The sequence below is a fragment of the Mesorhizobium sp. WSM4806 genome, assembly GCF_055811635.1.
Window position 1 is genome coordinate 107435 of sequence record NZ_JBVVQZ010000010.1, and the last position, 19069, is coordinate 126503.

Below are 19069 nucleotides of genomic sequence, written 5' to 3' on the forward strand. Positions count from 1 at the left end.
ACCCTTACCCTTACCCTTACCCTTACCCTTACCCTTACCCTTACCCTTACCCTTACCCTTACCCTTACCCTTACCCTTACCCTCTCCCCGTGAAGAACGGGGAGAGGGGGTCGCCAGCGTTGCGGTCAAGCCCCTTCTCCCCATTTTTTTTCGGGAGAAGGTCCCGGCAGGGGGATGAGGGGCAGCCTCAACGATCGATCAAAAGCTCACACGTGCTGGCCGCCATTGATGTGGATTTCCGAGCCCGTCACATAGGACGCCTGCTGTGAGCACAGGAAGAAGATGATGTCGGCGACTTCCGCCGTGGTGCCCAGCCGCCGCAGCGGAATCGTCTCGACGATCTTTTCCGTGCCCGGTGACAGGATCGCGGTGTCGATCTCGCCAGGTGCGATGGCGTTGACGCGGATGCCGTGCGGGCCGAAATCATGCGCCATTTCGCGCGTCAGCGAGCCGAGCGCCGCCTTCGACGTCGCATAGGCGGTGCCGGCGAAGGGATGCACGCGAGTGCCGGCGATCGAAGTGACGTTGACGATCGAGCCCTTGGCCGACGCCAATTCCCTGAACAATCCCCGCGCCAGCATGATCGGCGCGAAGAAATTCACCTGGAACACGTCGCGCCAGACATGCATCGGCGTGTCGATCGAATTCATGCGGCTGTTGCCGTCCTTGAGCTTCGGCGAGATACCGGCATTGTTGACCAGCGCATGAAGTTGGCCGCCATGCGCCTCCAGCCGATGGCGGATCTCCGAGATCGCGATGCCGACATCCTCCTGGTCGGCGAGATCGACCTTGATGTGGTCTTCCGGACCGGCCGGCCACGGGCAGTCGTCGGCAAAGGCCTGGCGCGAGCAGGTGATGACGCGCCAGCCTTCGCGCGAAAAGCGCTTGACCGTAGCGTGGCCGATGCCGCGGCTGGCGCCGGTCAGCACGATGGTCTTTCTGGTGTCGGTCTCGGCCATTCACGATCTCTCTTTAACCCGCAGATGTAGCGGAACACGGCAACGATGACGAGGGGTCAGCCGCCGGTGAGGATGTCGAGGATCGAGGTCTGCCGCTTCTTGACCGGGCCGCCGACATCGGCGGGCGGCACCGGGCGCTTGATCGATGCGGTGGTGCCGCCACCGCCCGGCATGCCGAAGCCGCCGGCATCGACCGTTTCGGCGGGACGCACGGCGCGAGGCGGCGACGCTTTTTGGGCGGACGGCGCGGATTGGCCAACCGAAGCGGACGGCACCGGCGCCGGTTGCGCCGTGTTGGGCGGTAATTCGTCCTGCACGATCGTATCGGCAGGCGTCGACCGCCATGTTCCGGGCAGCGGCCGCACCGGCACGCCTTCGTGCGCGGCGACCATGAACTCATGCCAGGCCTGCGCCGGCAGCGCGCCGCCGGTGACCTTCTTCATCGGACCGCCATCGTCATTGCCGAACCAGACTCCGGTGGTGAGATTGGCGGTATAGCCGATGAACCAGGCGTCGCGCGAATTCTGGCTGGTGCCGGTCTTGCCGGCGGCCGGCCAGGCAAAGGCCGCCTTCCTGGCAGTGCCGATTTCAACGGTGCCCATCATCATAGAGTTCATCATGCCGACGATCTCGGGCTTGATGACGCGCGGGGCGCCGCCATTGTTGTCGTAGAGCACCTTGCCGCCGGCTGTCGTCACGCGGCGGATGAAATGGACATCCGGCCGGTAGCCGCCATTGGCGAAGGGGACATAGGCCGACGTCAGTTCCAGCGGTGTCACTTCGGAGGTGCCGAGCGCGATCGAGGTGTTGGCCGTGAGGTCGGACTGGACACCCATGCGATGCGCCGCCTCGACGACCGCGTCAGGCCCGACTTCCATGGTCAGCTGGGCGGCCACCGAGTTCAGTGACTTCGCCAGCGCCGTCGCCAGCGTCACCTTGCCGAAATACTTGCCGCCGTAATTGGTGGGCGTCCATTTGCCAATTTTGATCGGCGCGTCATTGCGCACGCTGTCGGGCGTGCGGCCGGCTTCCAGCGCCGCCATGTAAACAAAGGGCTTGAACGCCGAGCCGGGCTGGCGGCGCGCCTCCGAGGCGCGGTCGAACTGGCTGGTCGAATAATCATAGCCGCCGACCATGGCGCGTACCGCGCCGGAATTGTCGATCGACACCAGCACGCCCTGGCTGGCATTGAGCTTTTTGCCGCTGCCGTCGATCAGCCGGCGGATCGATTGTTCGGCGAGCTTCTGCAGCGTCAGGTCGACGGTGGCGTCGACGATGATGTCGCCGCGCACGTCGCCGATCAGGTCGGGCAGTTCTTCCACGATGGCGTCGGCGACGTAGTTTTCCGAGCCCGTCCAGTAGGATGCCACCCGCGACGCCGGCGCGCTCATCGCCGTGGTCAGTTCCTTGGCGCTGATCTTGCCTTCGTCGCGCATGGCGGCGAGAACAAGCTGCGAGCGCCGCTCGGCGGCCTTCGGGTCACGCGCCGGAGACAGTCGCGACGGCGCTTTCAACAGGCCGGCGAGGAGCGCGGCCTCCGGCAACGTGACGTCGCGCGCGCTCTTGCCGAAATAGCGGCGCGAGGCCGCTTCGACACCATAGGCGCCGGAGCCGAAATAGACCCGGTTGAGATACATTTCGAGGATCTGGTCCTTGGTGTGCTTGTGCTCGAGCCACAGCGCCAGAAGCACTTCCTGCACCTTGCGTTCCAGCGTGCGATCGGGTGTCAGGAACAGGTTTTTCGCCAATTGCTGGGTCAGCGTCGAACCGCCCTGCGAAAAACGCCCGCCGACAACGTTGGCCACCATGGCTCTGGACAGACCGATCGGGTCGATGCCCAAATGCGAATAGAAGCGGCGATCTTCGATGGCGATGACGGCTTCGGGAATATAGGTCGACATTTCATGCAGGCCGACGGCTTCGCCGCCGCTCATGCCGCGATTGGCAAGCAGCTTTCCGTCGACGGAGACGATCCTGATATTGGGTGCGCGGTCGGGAATGGCCCAGGTGGTGGCCGCCGGCATTTTCGCACCGTAATAGACAACGATGCCGGCGGTGGCGATGCCGCCCCAGATGGCCAGAACGAAGCACCAGTAGGCCAACCGGCCGAGCACGCCGAACAGGCCGCGCCGGCTTTTGCCGCGTCCTCGACGCGACGCTTTTGTCCTGGCCGATTGGCGCTTTGCAGAGGTCTTGCGGTTGCTCGGCACGACGCGATCCTCCTCGCTCACCGAAAAACCGGCCGAGGATTTCGCCCGTGGCGGTCCCTCGAAGCTCGGTTCGATGCGGCTGTCTCTGCGGTTCGCCATGCGCTGTGCTGTCTGTCCCGATGCTTATCGCATCGGCCCGAAACTCGCAATTTTCGGGCCGATGCGAAGCTTCAAAGTCGTAGAGCGCACTCTGTGCGTCCGAACGGACGCACGTCGCTCCATGGCGTTCGGGGTGAAGAGTAGATGCGGCGATTTAAGGGCGGGTTAAATGGTTCAAAGTTAGTTCAATGCGTTACGGCACGTCACCGCTCCGTTCCTTGCTCCTGGCGGTCGGCAACAATGGCGTCTATCGCGAGACGGCGGAGCGTTCTCGCATTTCGGCATCAACTGCCCAGCCGCAGTCGTTCGGCGCGGACCGCCAATAGCAAGGTAGCCGCAATCTATGCTCGTCATTAGAGCGCGATCGGTAAGTGCGTTCGATCGCGCTCTAACCCATTGACTCTACGCATGACCTTGTTACCAAAGTTACGCGAACTGGGGATCATGCGTTAGCCAATCGCAGCACGAACGGAAAGCGCTGCCCAGGATGATTGCATCGTCTCGCCCACATGGCAGTAGCAGACAATTTCGTGGAGCTCATCGTCGGTCAATTCGAAGAAACGCTTTGCTTCGCCATAAGTATCGTCTTTCAGCCCCTCATCGCGCAGGACCGAATCCTCGAAGGCAACCGATATTGGCGAGCCTTCGCCACGCATAATGTCGCGCTCGGGTGACGAACGATATTCGGTCCCGATAAGTGCGGTGAGGAGTCGGTTGGGCTGCCGTTCAAGAAGTTTTGACCAACGTTCGAGACGCTGGGTTCGGTCCATTGCAGGAGGTGTTGGGTCTCTGTGTACCTTTGCCACCGTATGCAGTTGGTCCAGTGTTTGGTGCCTCATGGCAACCTCCTAATAGTAGGTGGGTTGGCCCCAAACTCCCTGTACCAAGATCATACCGCGAATGTGTCGATACGTCACTCTCATTCCATATCCGGCTTGGCTTCTATCCGGGTGCATCGAAGGATGGAGCGGCCCCTGCCTAATCGTCAATTCTCGGCCTGATAGGGTTAGATCATCGGCACCTCTGCCGTGCCACCCCAACGCCGCTCAGTTCTGCTGGATCGAAATGCCTTTGTCGTCGATCTTCAGTTCCACGCCCTCCGGCCTGGTTTGCTCGCGATAGACATAGATGCCGAGCGCGATGACCACGACGACGAGCGCGCCGATGACGAGATAGAGCATGTTCTGTTTCATGGCGCGCCTTGATGTGCTTCGCAGGATCAGGCCTGCTTCACCAGCTTGATCAGCACGAGCAGGATCACCGCGCCGATCGTGGCGTGGATAATGGAGGCAAGTATGCCACCGCCTATGGCGAATCCCAGCCTTGGGAAGAGCAAGCCGGCTATCAAGGCGCCGACGATGCCGACGACGATATTGCCGATCAGGCCGAGGCCGAAACCCTTGACGATCAAGCCGGCGAGCCAGCCGGCGATGGCGCCGATGATGATGAAGACAAGCAGGCTCTCAGTACCCATTGCAGATCCCTCCCGAGCGAATGGTCGCGGAGCGGAAAGCTCCGAATCGACCTCCGATTGCAACAGGTCCAACCTATTGGAAAGAAGCCGGCGCCGCCAGCGGCGTCATTCGCCGTCGTCATCCCCGGATGCAGGCCGCCAGCTGATCGGCTCGATCTTTCTTTGCGTATGACCGTCCGTATAGGCCCACCAGCCGGTGTCGTTCTCGTCCCAGTCGCCGCCGGCCGCTTTCAGCCGGTCGAGCGACCTGTACTGCGCGATGGATTCGTTCATCACCCCGTCGCTGTCCTTCCAGTAGACGGTGACCTTGGAGCCATCCCTGGGTGCTGTTTCGATTGGTTTTCTGGCAGCCATTTCATCCCCTCCATCGATCGATAGAACGTCGAGGCGAACGCCTGGTTCCACTTAGCTGTGGGCGAAGATGTCTGCCTCATCCCAGCCCATCAGGTCGAGTTTCGCACGCGTCGGCAGGAAGCGGAAGCAGGCCTCGGCCTCCTTGGTCCGGTTGTCGCGCGCCAGCCGCATCGTCAGCACATCGCGCAGCTGGTGCAGGTAAAGCACGTCGGAGGCTGCGTATTCGAGTTGTTCGGGCGACAGTGTCTCCGCCGCCCAGTCCGACGATTGCTGCGCCTTCGACAGGCTGACGCCGAGAAGCTCAAAACAAATGTCCTTCAGCCCGTGCCGGTCGGTGTAGGTTCGGGTCAGCCGCGAGGCGATCTTGGTGCAAAACACCGGCTCTGGCATTACGCCGAAGGCGTTGTAGAGGACGGCGAGATCGAAACGGCCGAAATGGAACAGCTTGGTTATGCTGCGGTTCCTGAGCAGGCTGACGAGGTTTGGCGCCTTCTTCTGGCCGGGCGCGATCTGGATGACGTCGGCGGAACCGTCGCCCGGCGAGATCTGCACCACGCAAAGCCGGTCGCGATGCGGATTGAGCCCCAGCGTCTCCGTGTCGATCGCGACCGCCCCGACGTCGTAGTGCAAGAGCCCGGGCAGGTCGTTCTTGTGGAAGCGGATATCGCTCATCGTCTTCTCCGGTCGCGGCCCATTCGTGCGTCCAACTGGGCGCGGCGTCGCTCTATCCCGTCCTCGCCGCGATCCGATGAAAAATCAACAGAAAGTTGCAGTCTGGCCCTCTCAGCGTGTCAGCGCGTCGAGAATGCGCGCCCACGAGCGCTGGCCCTTGTGGAAGGAACTCATCTCGTATTTCTCGTTCGGCGAATGGATGCGGTCATCGTCGAGCCCGAAACCGACAAGCAAGGATTCGATGCCGAGATAAGTCTGGAAATCGCCGACCACCGGGATCGAGCCGCCGCTTCCCGTGGTCACCCCCGGCTTCGGCCACTCGTCGGACAGCGCGTCCTTGGCCTTGGCGAGAAATGGCGAGTCGTAGGAAAGCTGGATCGCCGGCGAGCCGCCATGCGGGTGGAAATCGACTGAGCAGTCGGCCGGGATGCGCTCCCTGACGAAGGCCTGGAAAGCGGCGCGGATCTTTTCCGGGTTCTGCTTGTGGACGAGGCGGAAGGACACTTTTGCCGAGGCTTCCGCCGCGATCACCGTCTTGAACCCTTTGCCGGTATAGCCACCTATAATGCCGTTGAACTCAGCAGTCGGCCGCGCCCAGGTGAGTTCGAGCACCGAGCGGCCGTGTTCGCCGGAAGGGATCGACAGGCCGACGGGCCCAAGGAACGTCTCAGCGGTCTCGCCGAGCGCCTCCCACGACTTCAGGATCTGCGAAGGCGTCTCCTCGACACCGTCATAGAAACCGGGAATGGTGACGCGGCCGTCATTGTCGTGGATGTCGGCCAGGATCCTGGCCAGGATGCGAATCGGATTGGCGGCAGCACCGCCGTAGAGACCGGAATGCAGGTCGCGGTCGGCGGCTTTCACCGTGATCTCCTCGCCGACCAGACCGCGCAGCGCGACGCAGATCGACGGCGTATCGCGGTCCCACATGCCGGTGTCGCAGACGAGGGCGAAGTCGGCCTTGAGTTCGGCCGCATTTGCCTCGAGGAACGGCTTCAGCGATGGCGAGCCGGACTCCTCCTCGCCCTCGAACAGAATTGTGATGCGGCACGGCAGCCCGCCATGCACCTGCTTCCAGGCGCGGCAAGCCTCGACGAAGGTCATCAACTGCCCCTTGTCGTCGGCCGAACCACGTCCCGTGATCACCTGGCGGCCGGGCTCGATCTGCTTTACCGAAGGTGCGAACGGATCGCTTTCCCAGAGCTCGATCGGGTCGACCGGCTGCACGTCGTAATGGCCATAGAACAGGACATGCGGCGCGCCTGCCGGCCCGTCATGGTGCGCCACCACCATCGGATGGCCTGGCGTGTCTCGCACGCTGGCGTCGAAGCCGATCAGCTCGTGCTCAGCCACCAGCCATTCCGCCGCCTTGCGGCAGTCTGCGGCATAGGATGGATCGGTGGAGATCGACTTTATCCTGAGCAGGCCAAACAGGCGCTCCAGGCTCTCGTCGAGATTTTTGTCGAGGCGGTCGAGGACGGGAGAAATTCTGGACATTTTATCAAACCTTTCGATTCTGAGCGGCAACCCTAAAGCTGCGAGGCAGAAACGAAAAGCCGGCGGTCGTTGGACCACGGGCACCGAAAGGCAAAAAAATGCCGCCGTGGTGGAGGGGAACCACGGCGGCCTTTACTCGAAAGGATGCGGCAGCCCGGAGAGGGGGGATAGGCTGCCGCAAGTGTCCGGGATAGGCGGGGGACGGGCCTTGCTCCGGACCTCGGCGAAAAATGCCGATGGCATTTATCTGTGTCTCCGAACGTGGCGATTCAAGGGCACGAAGATTACACTTTCGTAACATACCCGTGATCGGATCGACGTGTCAGGGATGTTGCCGGAACCGGTGGTTGAGGCCGCCTTTGGCATGGACCACGACGCCGCGCCGCGCTATCCCTTCGTCCCATGAAAAAAGGCGATCATCTGTTCCTTGTCGACGGCTCCGGCTACATCTTCCGTGCCTATCACGCGCTGCCGCCACTGACCCGCAAATCCGATGGGCTGCCGACCAGTGCCGTTCTCGGCTTCTGCAACATGGTGTGGAAGCTGACGCAGGACGCCCGCAACACCGATGTCGGCATCGTGCCGACGCATTTCGCCGTCATCTTCGACTATTCGTCGAAAACCTTCCGCAACGACCTCTACCCCGAATACAAGGCCAACCGCTCGGCACCGCCGGAAGATCTGATCCCGCAGTTCGGCCTGATCCGCCAGGCGACCAGGGCCTTCAACCTGCCCTGCCTCGAGACGGAAGGCTACGAGGCCGACGACCTGATCGCCACCTATTGCCGGCTTGCCTGCGAAGCCGGCGCCGACACCACCATCATCTCCTCCGACAAGGATCTGATGCAGCTGGTCGGCCCTTCGGTCGCCATGTACGACCCGATGAAGGACCGCCAGATCGGCGTTCCCGAGGTGATCGAGAAATGGGGCGTGCCGCCGGAAAAAATGATCGACCTGCAGGCGCTGACCGGCGATTCGGTCGACAATGTGCCGGGCGTGCCCGGCATCGGGCCGAAGACGGCGGCGCAATTGCTGGAACAGTTCGGCGATCTCGATACGCTGCTCGCCCGTGCCACCGAGATCAAGCAGGACAAGCGCCGCGAATCGATCATCGCCAATGCCGACAAGGCGCGCATCTCGCGTGAACTGGTGACGCTGAAGAACGACGTGCCGTTGAACGGCGGGCTCGATGATTTCGTGTTGCACCCGCCCGACGGACCAAGGCTGATCGGCTTCCTCAAGACGATGGAATTCTCCTCGCTGACCCGCCGCGTGGCGGAAGCAACCGGAACAGAAGCGGCTGACGTCAAGGCCATGCCCGTCATGATCGAGCGCGCCGACACCGCGCATGGTCCCGATATGGGGTTTGGCGTGCCGGGCGCCGCCGAAAGCGCGGCGGGCACAGTGACAGACGAAGCCGGGGAAGCGGTGCCGGCCACCGTCAAGGTGGAACCCACGCAAGGCGACACCCCATCGCTTCTCTCGGCGCTTCGCTTCGAGGACGCCACCGCCAGCAAGATCGACACCAGCGCCTACGTCTCCATCCGCGACACTGAAGTGTTGAAGGCATGGGTGGCCGTGGCGATGGAGGCCGGCATCGTCGGCTTCGACACCGAGACCAATTCAGCCGATCCGATGCAGGCCGAGTTGATCGGCCTGTCCATAGCCACTGCGCCCGGTCGCGCCGCCTATGTGCCGCTCGCCCACAAACGCGGCAATGGCGACCTGCTCGGCGGCGGAGTGGTCGAAAACCAGATTCCGATCCGTGATGCGCTTGCCATTCTGAAGCCGTTGCTGGAGGACAGGTCGGTTCTCAAGATCGTTCAGGAGCTGAAATACGACCTCGTCGTCATGAGCCGCCACGGCATCGATATCGCCCCCTTCGACGACACCATGCTGATTTCCTATGTGCTCGACGCAGGCACGTCCGGCGGCCACAGCATGGCGGCCCTGTCGGAAAAGTGGCTCGGCCACTCGACCATTGCCCTCAAGGAACTGGCCGGCTCTGGACGAAGCTTCGTCGGCTTCGACCAGGTCGACATCGACAAGGCAACCGCCTATGCCGCGGAGCATGCCGATGTGACGCTCAGGCTCTGGCGGGTGCTGAAGCCGCGGCTTGCCGCCAAGGGCCTCGTCTCGGTCTACGAGCGGCTGGAACGGCCGCTGGTGCCGGTTCTGGCAAGGATGGAGCAGCGCGGCATCTCCGTCGACCGGGAGATCCTGTCGCGGCTCTCCGGCGAGCTGGCACAGGGCGCCGCGCGGCTGGAGGACGAGATCTACCAGCTCGTCGGCGAGCGCATCAATATCGGCTCGCCAAAACAGCTCGGCGACATCCTGTTCGGCAGGATGGGCCTGCCCGGCGGCTCCAAGACCAAGACCGGCCAATGGTCGACCTCGGCCCAGCTCCTGGAAGACCTCGCCGCAGAAGGCCACGAGCTGCCGCGCAAGATCGTCGACTGGCGCCAGCTGACCAAATTGAAATCGACCTATACCGATGCGCTGCCCGGTTTCGTCCATCCCGATACGAAGCGCGTCCACACCTCATACGCGCTTGCCGCAACGACGACGGGCCGGCTGTCGTCCTCCGATCCCAATTTGCAGAACATTCCGGTACGCACCGTCGAGGGGCGAAAGATCCGGACGGCGTTCATCGCCGACAAGGGCAACAAGCTGGTTTCCGCCGACTACAGCCAGATCGAGCTGCGCGTGCTCGCCCATGTCGCCGAGATCCCGCAGCTCAAGCAGGCGTTTGCCGACGGCGCCGACATCCACGCCATCACCGCCTCGGAGATGTTCAACGTGCCGGTCGAGGGCATGCCCTCGGAGGTACGCCGCCGCGCCAAGGCGATCAATTTTGGCATCATCTACGGCATTTCCGCCTTTGGCCTGGCCAACCAGCTGTCGATTCCGCGCGAAGAGGCCGGCGCCTACATCAAGAAATACTTCGAACGCTTCCCCGGCATCCGCGATTATATCGACGCGACCAAGGCCTATGCCCGCGAATACGGCTATGTCGAAACGATCTTCGGCCGCCGCATCCACTACCCGGAGATACGGTCGTCAAACCCGTCGGTCCGTGCCTTCAACGAGCGCGCCTCGATCAACGCCCGGCTGCAGGGCACCGCGGCCGACATCATCCGCCGCGCCATGATCCGCATGGACGAAGCGCTGGAAAAGGCGAAGCTGTCCGCCCGCATGCTGCTGCAAGTGCATGACGAACTGGTCTTCGAGACGGCCGAAGCGGAGGTCGAGGCGACGATCCCCGTCGTGCGTCATGTGATGGAGAACGCCGCGATGCCGGCGGTGTCGATGTCCGTGCCGCTGCACGTCGACGCCCGCGCCGCCGACAATTGGGAAGAGGCGCATTAGCGCCTCATGCGGATGTCCGCGGCCGACCAGTTGCAATCTGTAGCGATCCTTCGCGCCCCCCTCTGTCCTGCCGGACATCTCCCCCACGACGGGTAGATTGGCAGCTTCGGCGCTGCAACCATCTTGCTCCGTTGGAGATTGGCGAAAGCCGGTAATGGCCGATCTCCCCCCGTGTGGGGGAGATGTCCGGCAGGACAGAGGGGGGCGCTGTCCCTCCGGCTTCCACCGCTAGGTCACGGCACAACCGGCCCTTAAGCCGCCTCGGCCAGGCATTTGGCACAGGTGCCGCGGAACTCGATCACCGCCTTCTTGGCGGCGAAGCCGGTCGAGCGTACCCATTCGTCGAGCCGGTGCCCGACATCATGGTCGGAGAATTCGGTCACCTGCCCGCATGTGTCGCAGATGGCAAAGGCGGTCATCGAATGGCTGTGGTCGTGCGGCTCGGCGCAGGCGACAAAGGAATTGAGGCTTTCGAGCCGGTGCACGAAGCCGGACTTCACCAGCGTGTCGAGCGCGCGATAGACCTGCAGCGGGGCGCGAAAACCCCGATCGCGAAGCTGGTCGAGCAATGTATAGGCGCTGAGCGGCCCGCTGGCGGCCTCGAGTTTCTCGAGCACGCACAACTGGTTTTTCGTCAGCACATCCCTTGCCGCCATGATCCTGTTCCAACCCGTTTTGCGCCGGTTGCTCGTCATTTTCCGCATGCAAGCGGCTTCAATTCTCTCCAGATAGCGACGAACCGGCCTTTTTGCTACTGTTTCTGTGCCGGCGCCGCAAACCTGAAGTGATTGCCCTGAATCACTTGCGTGGCGGACCCTTGCGCTCGGCGGAGGCGGCCCACAGATTGATGTCGGCCTCGCGCGCGTAGGTGTCGATTTCGGCGAGTTCGGCATCGCTGAAATCGAGCGCCTTCAGCGCGCCGACGCAATCCTCGACCTGTTCCGGCCGGCTGGCGCCGATCAGCGCCGAGGTCACCCGGCCCTTGCGCAGCACCCAGGCCAGCGCCATCTGCGCCAGCGTCTGGCCGCGTCGGCCGGCGATGGCGTTCAGCGCCTTGATGTTGACGATGGTCTTGTCGTTGATGAAGGCCGGCCGCAGCGACTTGCCCTGGCTGGCGCGGCTGCCCTCAGGGATGCCGCCGAGATATTTGTCGGTCAGCATGCCTTGCGCCAGCGGCGTGAACACGATCGAGCCGACGCCGAGCCCCTCCAGCGTGTCGAGCAGACCGTCGTCCTCGACCCAGCGGTTGAGCATCGAATAGCTCGGCTGATGGATGATGCAAGGCGTGCCGAGCTGCTTTAATATGTCGGCGGCCTCGCGCGTGCGCTGCGAATTGTAGGAGGAGATGCCGGCATAAAGCGCCTTGCCCGAGCGCACCGCGTGATCGAGCGCGCCCATCGTTTCTTCCAGCGGAGTATCAGGGTCGAAGCGGTGCGAATAAAAGATGTCGACATAGTCGAGCCCCATCCGCTTCAGGCTCTGATCGAGGCTGGCCAGCACATATTTGCGCCCGCCCCACTCGCCATAGGGTCCGGCCCACATCTCATACCCGGCCTTGGTCGAGATGATCAGCTCGTCACGAAAAGAGGAGAAATCCGTCCGCAGGATTTCGCCGAAAGCCGTCTCCGCCGAACCGGGCGGCGGGCCGTAATTGTTGGCGAGGTCGAAATGCGTGATGCCGAGATCGAAGGCCTTGCGCGCGATCGCCTGCTTGGTCCGGTGCGGCGTGTCGTCACCGAAATTGTGCCAGAGCCCGAGCGAGATCGCTGGCAATTTCAGGCCGGATCGCCCGCAGCGATTGTAGACCATGTTCTCGTAACGGTTTTCGGCGGGCACATAGGGCATGGGAGATCCTCAAATCAAAAGCGAGCCCGGCAGTTGCCACCGCGAAAAGGGTGAGTCGGCTCTGCCTCTCACCCTTAGCCTCTCGCCGTTTCTATGGGGAGAGGGATCGCTGAAGCGCTTATGCTACTTCTTTGCCAACAGGCCTTTCTTCTTCGCCAACAGCCCTTCCGCGTCCTTGACGCCCAGTGCCGCAGGCCGTTCGCAGGTGGTCTGCATGGCAACGAGCTTTCCGCTCGCGCCCGACCGCAACATGCCGGTCATCACATCGACGGCATGCAGCGCCAGTTCCATCGAGCAGCGATGCGGCCGTCCTTCCGTGATCGCCAGCGCCATGTCGGCGAGACCGGCGGTGCGGTAGTTGGCCATCATGCCGTGCGAATGCATCTGGTTGGCCACGCCGAATGGATGCTTCCACTTTGGCAGCTTCTTGACCGGCTTGGCGGCATCGGTGAAGCGAACGTCGCCGCCGAAGAAATTCGGATCCGACAAAAACACCGTGCCCAATTCGCCGTAGAGTTCCATCGGCGCATGGCCATGGCTCCACACGTCCCAGCTGGTATTGAGCGTCACCACGGCGCCATTCTCGAACTCCATCACGCCGTGGATGGTCGTCGGCGTCGCGACCAGGATTTTTTCGCCCGCGCGCGGCTTGGACGAGATCGTGCGTTCTGTCGAGGGGATCGAAGCGAAGGCCGCCACCTGCTTCACCGGCCCGATCAGCTGGATCAGGTTGGTGATGTAATAGGGTCCGATATCAAGCACCGGACCAGCGCCAGGCTGGAAGAAAAAATCCGGATTGGGGTGCCAGTGCTCCATCCCATGGCTCATCACATGGCATGTGCCGCTGGTGATCTTGCCGAGCTTGCCACTGTCGATAAGGTTGCGGACGAGCTGGTGCGCGCCGCCGAGGAAAGTGTCCGGCGCCGAGCCGATGCGCAGTCCGTCTTTCTCCGCCAGTTTCTTCAGGTCCAGCCCTTCCTTGACCGACAGCACGAACGGCTTTTCCGAATAGACGTGCTTGCCGGCATCGAGGATCTGTTTCGACACCTCATAGTGCACCGCCGGAACGGTGAGGTTGACGATGATGTCGATGTCGCCGGCCTTGAGCAGTCCTTCGACTGTCTCGGCGCGCAGCTTGAACTCCTTCGCCCGCGCTTTGGCTGCATCCATGTTGATATCCGCGCAGGCGCGCATCTCGATGCCGCGAAACAGCGGCGCCAGCGAAAAATACGCCTTCGAGATGTTGCCGCAGCCGATGACGCCGACCCCAAGTTTTCTTGCCATGCTGGTTTGCTCCTAATAGGTCTTGGCGGCGGTGATCGAGCGGCGGGCGAAGCGCTCGATATCGTAGGGGTTGTCGTGTTCCACGACGTAGTATTTGGCGGCGCTTTTGGCGCGCAGCGCCTGGATCAGACCGGCCCAGTCGATCGTGCCGTGGCCGACATCCGACCAGCCGTCCTCGTCGAGGCCCTCGCCGGGCTTGGCGATGTCCTTGACATGGACGGCGGCGATGCGTTTGCCATGCTTCTCGATCCAGGGCAGCGGATCGTCGCCGCCGCGCACCACCCAGGCGACGTCCATCTCCCAGCCGATGTCGGGCGCTGCCGCCAGGATGTGGTCCTGCGGCACCGAACCGTCGGCAAGCTTCTTGAACTCGAAATCATGGTTGTGCCAGGCAAAGCCGTAGCCGGCCTTTTCAGCCGTCTCGCCGACCTTGGCCAGGCGTTCGCCGAAGCCGCGCCAGCCGGCCGCATCGGTCGGCCTGCTCTCGGCGACCAGATAGGGGCAGATGAGCAGCGTGATGCCGAGCGCGTCGGCGATTTTGCGCACGCCGTCGAAATCGTTCTCGAGCGCATCGATCGAGAAATGGCCGGTCGGCATGGCGAGGCCGTTCTTGTCGAGTTCGGCACGAAATGCCGCGGGGTCGTCATAGACGCCGCCGAACCCTTCTACTTGCGCGAAGCCGAGCTCGCCCAGCATCTTGAGCACCCCTACCCAGGGTTGGAAGTTGCGGGCGCTGTAAAGTTGGAATGACCAATTCATCGTCTCTGTCCGTTCTCTGGGGATGGATGTGCTTGGAGGGTGAATTCTCGGGGTGTTACAGGCGAGTGCCGGTGGCAGCGTCGAACAGCGAAGCGCGCATCGGGTCAAAACCGATGCTCACGGTGTCGGCGTTGTTTGGCGTGCGCTCAGATGTCACCCGCACGGTGAAATTCTGATTTCCGAGCTTTAGCCAGACCAGCGTGTCGGACCCCATGGGTTCGACGACCACGACATTTGCCGTGGCTGTGAACGGCCATCCAGTGCCGCTGTTGAACGCGACATGCTCGGGCCGAATGCCGAACACCGCCGCTCCCGGCACCGGCTCCTTTTCGAAAGCGTAGGTGGCAAGCGGGATCCGCACTTCCTCGGCGACGAAGTGCCAGTTGCCATCGTCCTTCTCCAGCCGGCCGTCGAGGAAATTCATTGCCGGAGAGCCGAGGAAGCCGGCGACGAAACGGTTGACCGGGCGATTGTAGATCTTTTGCGGTGCGTCGAGCTGCTGGATGACGCCGCCCTTCATCACCGCGATGCGGTCGGCCAGCGTCATCGCCTCGATCTGGTCGTGGGTGACATAGATCATGGTGTTCTGCAATTTGCTGTGCAGCAGTTTTATCTCGACGCGCAATTCCGCGCGCAGCTTGGCGTCGAGGTTGGAGAGCGGCTCGTCGAACAGAAAGACGTCGACGTCGCGCACCAGCGCCCGCCCGATCGCCACACGCTGGCGCTGGCCGCCCGAAAGCGCCGACGGCTTGCGTTGCAGCAGCGGCTCGATCTGCAGGATTTCGGCGGCCCGCGCGATGCGCTTGGCGATCTCGTCCCTGGGAATGCCGGCAACGCGCAGCCCGAACGACAGGTTCTTCTCCACCGTCATCTGCGGGTAGAGCGCATAGGACTGGAACACCATGCCGATGCCACGGTCCTTGGGTTCCTCCCAGGTGACGTTCTTGCCCTTGATGAAGATGCGGCCGTCCGAAACGTCGAGCAGGCCGGCGATGCAGTTGAGCAGGGTCGACTTGCCGCAGCCGGACGGCCCGAGCAGCACGATGAACTCACCCTCGGCGACATCGATGTTGAGGGTTTCCAGCACCGAGATAGCGCCGAAATTCAGCGTCAGGTCCTGGATCGAAACGCTGGGATTTTCAAGTCTTCTCATCATCATCCTTTCACCGCGCCGGCGGCGATGCCACGCACGAAAAGCTTGCCGGAAACGAAGTAGACGACGAGCGGCACCAGGCCGGTCAGGATGGTGGCGGCCATGTTGACGTTGTATTCCTTCACGCCTTGCACCGAGTTGACGATGTTGTTGAGCTGCACCGTTATCGGATACGTGTCGGGGCGGGTGTAGACGACGCCGAACAGGAAGTCGTTCCAGATGCCGGTCACCTGCAGGATGATGGCGACGACGAAGATCGGCAGCGACATCGGCAGCATGATGCGGAAATAGATGCCCCAGAAGCCGGCGCCGTCGACGCGCGCCGCCCGGAACAGTTCCTCCGGCATGGAAGTGAAATAGTTGCGGAACAACAGCGTCAGGATCGGCATGCCGAAAATGGAATGGACGATCACCAGGCCGCTTAGGCTGCCGTAGAGGCCGATCTCGCGCAGGATGATGACGATCGGATAGATCATCACCTGATAGGGAATGAAGGCGCCGACGATCAGGATCACGAAGAAAGTATCGGCTCCCTTGAAGCGCCAGTTGGCAAGCGCGTAGCCGTTCACCGAAGCGATGGCGATCGACAGGATGACCGACGGAACGGTGATGCGCACCGAATTCCAGAAGCCGCGCGAGAGCCCGTCGCAGTTGAGGCCGGTGCAGGCGCTGGACCAGGCCTTCACCCAAGGCTCGAAGGTGATCTCGAGCGGCGGCGAGAAGATGTTGCCGAGGCGTATCTCCGGCATGCCCTTGAGCGATGTCACCACCATCACGTAGAGCGGCAGCAGATAATACAGCGCCACCACGATCAGCGTGCCGTAGAGGAAGATGTTGCGGCGCGAGAACACATGCCGCGGCTTCGGCCCTCGCGGCCCGGATGCCTCAAGCCCGATAGAGCCCGTACCGGCAGGCAGGGGAACGGCAAGGTCAGCCACGCTTCTTGCCTCCGAATTCGAGATAGGCCCAGGGAACGATGACGACCACCACCGACAGCAGCATCATGGTCGAGGCGGCGAAGCCCTGGCCGAGGTTCTGGGCGAAGAACATGTAGTCATAGACATATTTGGCCGGCACTTCGGAGGCGATGCCGGGACCGCCGCTGGTTTGTGCGACAACCAGGTCATAGACCTTGACGATGCCGGCAGCGATGATGACCAGCGCGGTGATGAAGACCGGTCGCATCATCGGGATGATGATGAACAGATAGGTCTTCAGGGTGGGTATCCCATCCACCCGCGCGGCCTTCCAGATATCCTCGTCGATGCCGCGCAGGCCCGCCAGCATCAGGCACATGATGAGGCCGGTGCCTTGCCAGAGCGCGGCGATCAGGATGCCGTAGATGACGATGTCGGAATTGTAGAGCGGATCGAAGCTGAAGCTTTCCCAGCCGAGGCCGCGCACCACCCCCTGGATTCCGAACTCCGGGTTGAGCAGCCACTGCCAGACCAGACCGGTGACGATGAAGGAGAGCGCGAAGGGATAGAGGAAGATGGTGCGGAACGTGTCCTCGAAGCGGATCTTCTGGTCGAGCAGCGCCGCCAGTATGAAGCCGATGACCAGAGAGAACACCAGCGACAGCACGCCGTAGACCAGCAGGTTCTCGATCGAGACCAGCCAGCGCGGCGTCGACCACAGCCGATAATACTGGTCGAGCCCGACGAAGTTCAGCCGCGGCAGCAGTTTTGAATTGGTGAAGGAATAGAGCACCGTCCACGCGCTGCCGCCGACGAAGATCACCAGTGCGGTGAGGACCATCGGAATAGAGGCGACCTTGGCGTTAAGGTTGCGGAAGAGTTGGTTGGGGCGTTCGCTCTTGCTCATCTGCACAGCCGGGCTGGATCGGGTAAGGCCGAAGGGTCAGGGCCAAGGGTCAAGACTTGACCCGGAGCTCCCGGCCCCGCGGTCGCGGGCCGGGAGCGAGCGGTTCGTCGATCGTCAGTCCGCTGAGGCGACGATGTCGGCGAAGCGCTTTTGCGCCTCTTCCACGGTCATGTCCGGCTTGGCGAAGAACTCGGAGAAAAGGTCCTCCTTCTGCTTTTGGGTGTCTTGCGACAGCAGCTGGTCCGTCCAGGGCATGACGCTGCCCTTGGCCAGGATGTCGAGCCCTTTCTTCATGCAGTCGTTCGCCGCCTTGAGGTCGATATCGCCGCGGACCGGCAGCGAGCCCTTCTTGAGGTTGAAGGCGACCTGCGTCTTGGGATCGAGCAGCGTTTCGGCCAGCGCTTCCTGCGCCTTGGACTTTTCCGCGTCCTGCAGCAGCGGGAAGTAGAAGGCATCGCCGCCGGTGGCGATGACCTCGTTCAGGCCAAGGCCGGGAAGACACGTATAGTCCTTGCCGGCGGTCTGCCCGGCAACCTGGAACTCGCCCTGCGCCCAGTCGCCCATGATCTGGCCGCCGGCCTTGCCGGAGATGACGAGATTGGTGGCCTGGTTCCAGTCCTGCACATTGGTGTTCTTCGCCATCTTGCGGGCATCGTCCGCGGCCTTGAATACCTTCGCGACCTCGGGCCCGGCGGCGAATTCGGCATCCTTGTCGCGATAGACCTTCAAGAAAGCGTCCGTGCCGCCGACCGCCGTAAGCAGCACGTCGAAGGCGCCCGAGGATTGCCAAGGCTGCCCGCCGACCGCCAGCGGTATGATGCCTGCCTTCTCCAGCGCGGGGGCGGCCGCGACATATTCATTCCAATTCTTCGGCACCGGCACACCGGCCTTTTCGAAGGCCGCGTTCGACAGCCACAGCCACTGCCAGGAGTGAATGTTGACCGGCACGCAATAGATCTTGCCGTCGAGGGTACAACCGTCCAGCAGGCTCTTCGGCTGCACGATTTCCGCCCACTTGTCCCTGGTGGCGAGCTCGGTCAAATCGCGCATCAGACCGGCCTGCACCAATTCTTCCGCTTGCCTTCCGTGGTTGAACTGGGTGGCGCCCATCGGGTCGCCGCCAGTGATGCGGCTGATCATGATCGGCCGCGCCGTGCCGCCGGAGCCGGCGATAGCGCCGTCGACCCAATGATTGCCTGTCGCGTCGAACGCCTTGGCGAATTCGGCGACCGCCGCCGCCTCGCCGCCCGAAGTCCACCAATGGGTGACTTCCAGATCGGTCGCTGCCGCCGGGCCGGCGAATGGCAGCGCGGTTGTCACTGCCAACGCAGCGGACATGAATTGGTATCGCATTTCGGCTCCTCCCAGAATCTGAAACGTTACAGATTTTCGATACGGCAATTGTTGGAAACGCGCAACCCCCGAACAGGAGCAGCTCGGCATTTTTTCGAGCCGCGAACAAACCCGCCGCGCAATGCCCGCCTACTGCACCGCAGCAAGGCAGGTTGCCTTGCAAAGATGATGCTGCAATGCGTGAAATTCGGCAAAACCTTGCTCAGCGGCAAGCCTT

General features: G+C 62.6%; 17 protein-coding genes. 1 reads left to right on the top strand and 16 read right to left on the bottom strand.

What is annotated here, in order from left to right:
- Positions 1–206: 206 nt before the first annotated feature.
- From AC0L2M_RS16955 to AC0L2M_RS16990, 8 genes are all read right to left on the bottom strand, one after another.
- A complete protein-coding gene (locus AC0L2M_RS16955) occupies positions 207–959 on the bottom strand; it encodes an SDR family NAD(P)-dependent oxidoreductase (protein ID WP_065010150.1) in 753 nt (250 codons plus the stop codon).
- A gap of 56 nt (positions 960–1015) precedes the next feature.
- Complete coding sequence (locus AC0L2M_RS16960) at positions 1016–3268, bottom strand: transglycosylase domain-containing protein (protein WP_473535420.1); 2253 nt, start codon at positions 3266–3268, stop codon at positions 1016–1018.
- 449 nt (positions 3269–3717) lie between these two features.
- The gene (locus AC0L2M_RS16965) at positions 3718–4107 is read right to left on the bottom strand and encodes a hypothetical protein (RefSeq protein WP_023797418.1); all 390 of its coding nucleotides are present in this window, start codon (positions 4105–4107) and stop codon (positions 3718–3720) included.
- A gap of 207 nt (positions 4108–4314) precedes the next feature.
- On the bottom strand, positions 4315–4461 hold the full coding sequence (locus AC0L2M_RS16970; protein ID WP_023797417.1) for a hypothetical protein: 147 nt from the start codon (positions 4459–4461) through the stop codon (positions 4315–4317).
- A 26-nt stretch (positions 4462–4487) separates the two neighbouring features.
- Positions 4488–4742 carry a GlsB/YeaQ/YmgE family stress response membrane protein gene (locus AC0L2M_RS16975; protein ID WP_023797416.1) on the bottom strand — a complete coding sequence of 85 codons (255 nt, stop codon included), beginning with the start codon at positions 4740–4742 and terminating at the stop codon, positions 4488–4490.
- 105 nt (positions 4743–4847) lie between these two features.
- Positions 4848–5096 carry a hypothetical protein gene (locus AC0L2M_RS16980; protein ID WP_023797415.1) on the bottom strand — a complete coding sequence of 83 codons (249 nt, stop codon included), beginning with the start codon at positions 5094–5096 and terminating at the stop codon, positions 4848–4850.
- A 51-nt stretch (positions 5097–5147) separates the two neighbouring features.
- On the bottom strand, positions 5148–5768 hold the full coding sequence (locus AC0L2M_RS16985; protein ID WP_023797414.1) for a ribonuclease D: 621 nt from the start codon (positions 5766–5768) through the stop codon (positions 5148–5150).
- Between the two features lie 111 nt (positions 5769–5879).
- Positions 5880–7265 (bottom strand): M20/M25/M40 family metallo-hydrolase, encoded by a 1386-nt coding sequence (locus tag AC0L2M_RS16990; RefSeq protein WP_473535421.1) that lies wholly within the window; start codon positions 7263–7265, stop codon positions 5880–5882.
- Positions 7266–7667: 402 nt separating this feature from the next.
- On the opposite strand from AC0L2M_RS16990, the gene polA reads away from it, so the two are divergent.
- Positions 7668–10634, top strand: a complete 2967-nt coding sequence (polA, locus tag AC0L2M_RS16995; protein WP_473535422.1) for a DNA polymerase I — start codon at positions 7668–7670, stop codon at positions 10632–10634.
- 251 nt (positions 10635–10885) lie between these two features.
- Here the strand turns inward: polA and AC0L2M_RS17000 are convergent, their stop codons facing one another.
- The 8 genes from AC0L2M_RS17000 to AC0L2M_RS17035 form a co-directional block, all read right to left on the bottom strand.
- Entirely contained in the window at positions 10886–11290 is a 405-nt protein-coding gene (locus tag AC0L2M_RS17000) for a Fur family transcriptional regulator (RefSeq protein ID WP_023797411.1), read from the bottom strand.
- Between the two features lie 142 nt (positions 11291–11432).
- A complete protein-coding gene (mgrA, locus tag AC0L2M_RS17005; RefSeq protein ID WP_128173478.1) occupies positions 11433–12479 on the bottom strand; it encodes an L-glyceraldehyde 3-phosphate reductase in 1047 nt (348 codons plus the stop codon).
- A gap of 123 nt (positions 12480–12602) precedes the next feature.
- Entirely contained in the window at positions 12603–13763 is a 1161-nt protein-coding gene (locus AC0L2M_RS17010) for a Gfo/Idh/MocA family protein (RefSeq protein ID WP_473535423.1), read from the bottom strand.
- A 12-nt stretch (positions 13764–13775) separates the two neighbouring features.
- Positions 13776–14522 carry a sugar phosphate isomerase/epimerase family protein gene (locus AC0L2M_RS17015; protein WP_473535424.1) on the bottom strand — a complete coding sequence of 249 codons (747 nt, stop codon included), beginning with the start codon at positions 14520–14522 and terminating at the stop codon, positions 13776–13778.
- Between the two features lie 55 nt (positions 14523–14577).
- Positions 14578–15675, bottom strand: a complete 1098-nt coding sequence (locus AC0L2M_RS17020) for an ABC transporter ATP-binding protein (protein ID WP_473535425.1) — start codon at positions 15673–15675, stop codon at positions 14578–14580.
- Between the two features lie 2 nt (positions 15676–15677).
- On the bottom strand, positions 15678–16613 hold the full coding sequence (locus tag AC0L2M_RS17025) for a carbohydrate ABC transporter permease (RefSeq protein ID WP_473535426.1): 936 nt from the start codon (positions 16611–16613) through the stop codon (positions 15678–15680).
- Entirely contained in the window at positions 16606–17499 is an 894-nt protein-coding gene (locus tag AC0L2M_RS17030; RefSeq protein WP_023797405.1) for a carbohydrate ABC transporter permease, read from the bottom strand. The genes AC0L2M_RS17025 and AC0L2M_RS17030 overlap by 8 nt, the downstream gene beginning before the upstream one ends.
- Positions 17500–17613: 114 nt before the next feature.
- A complete protein-coding gene (locus AC0L2M_RS17035) occupies positions 17614–18852 on the bottom strand; it encodes an ABC transporter substrate-binding protein (RefSeq protein ID WP_473535427.1) in 1239 nt (412 codons plus the stop codon).
- Between the last annotated feature and the right edge of the window lie 217 nt (positions 18853–19069).

Coding starts and splice junctions, on each gene's coding strand:
- AC0L2M_RS16955 (WP_065010150.1), bottom strand. CDS start 959: ATGGCCGAGACCGACACCAGAAAGACCATCGTGCTGACCGGCGCCAGC.
- AC0L2M_RS16960 (WP_473535420.1), bottom strand. CDS start 3,268: ATGGCGAACCGCAGAGACAGCCGCATCGAACCGAGCTTCGAGGGACCG.
- AC0L2M_RS16965 (WP_023797418.1), bottom strand. CDS start 4,107: ATGAGGCACCAAACACTGGACCAACTGCATACGGTGGCAAAGGTACAC.
- AC0L2M_RS16970 (WP_023797417.1), bottom strand. CDS start 4,461: ATGAAACAGAACATGCTCTATCTCGTCATCGGCGCGCTCGTCGTCGTG.
- AC0L2M_RS16975 (WP_023797416.1), bottom strand. CDS start 4,742: ATGGGTACTGAGAGCCTGCTTGTCTTCATCATCATCGGCGCCATCGCC.
- AC0L2M_RS16980 (WP_023797415.1), bottom strand. CDS start 5,096: ATGGCTGCCAGAAAACCAATCGAAACAGCACCCAGGGATGGCTCCAAG.
- AC0L2M_RS16985 (WP_023797414.1), bottom strand. CDS start 5,768: ATGAGCGATATCCGCTTCCACAAGAACGACCTGCCCGGGCTCTTGCAC.
- AC0L2M_RS16990 (WP_473535421.1), bottom strand. CDS start 7,265: ATGTCCAGAATTTCTCCCGTCCTCGACCGCCTCGACAAAAATCTCGAC.
- polA (WP_473535422.1), top strand. CDS start 7,668: ATGAAAAAAGGCGATCATCTGTTCCTTGTCGACGGCTCCGGCTACATC.
- AC0L2M_RS17000 (WP_023797411.1), bottom strand. CDS start 11,290: ATGGCGGCAAGGGATGTGCTGACGAAAAACCAGTTGTGCGTGCTCGAG.
- mgrA (WP_128173478.1), bottom strand. CDS start 12,479: ATGCCCTATGTGCCCGCCGAAAACCGTTACGAGAACATGGTCTACAAT.
- AC0L2M_RS17010 (WP_473535423.1), bottom strand. CDS start 13,763: ATGGCAAGAAAACTTGGGGTCGGCGTCATCGGCTGCGGCAACATCTCG.
- AC0L2M_RS17015 (WP_473535424.1), bottom strand. CDS start 14,522: ATGAATTGGTCATTCCAACTTTACAGCGCCCGCAACTTCCAACCCTGG.
- AC0L2M_RS17020 (WP_473535425.1), bottom strand. CDS start 15,675: ATGAGAAGACTTGAAAATCCCAGCGTTTCGATCCAGGACCTGACGCTG.
- AC0L2M_RS17030 (WP_023797405.1), bottom strand. CDS start 17,499: ATGAGCAAGAGCGAACGCCCCAACCAACTCTTCCGCAACCTTAACGCC.
- AC0L2M_RS17035 (WP_473535427.1), bottom strand. CDS start 18,852: ATGCGATACCAATTCATGTCCGCTGCGTTGGCAGTGACAACCGCGCTG.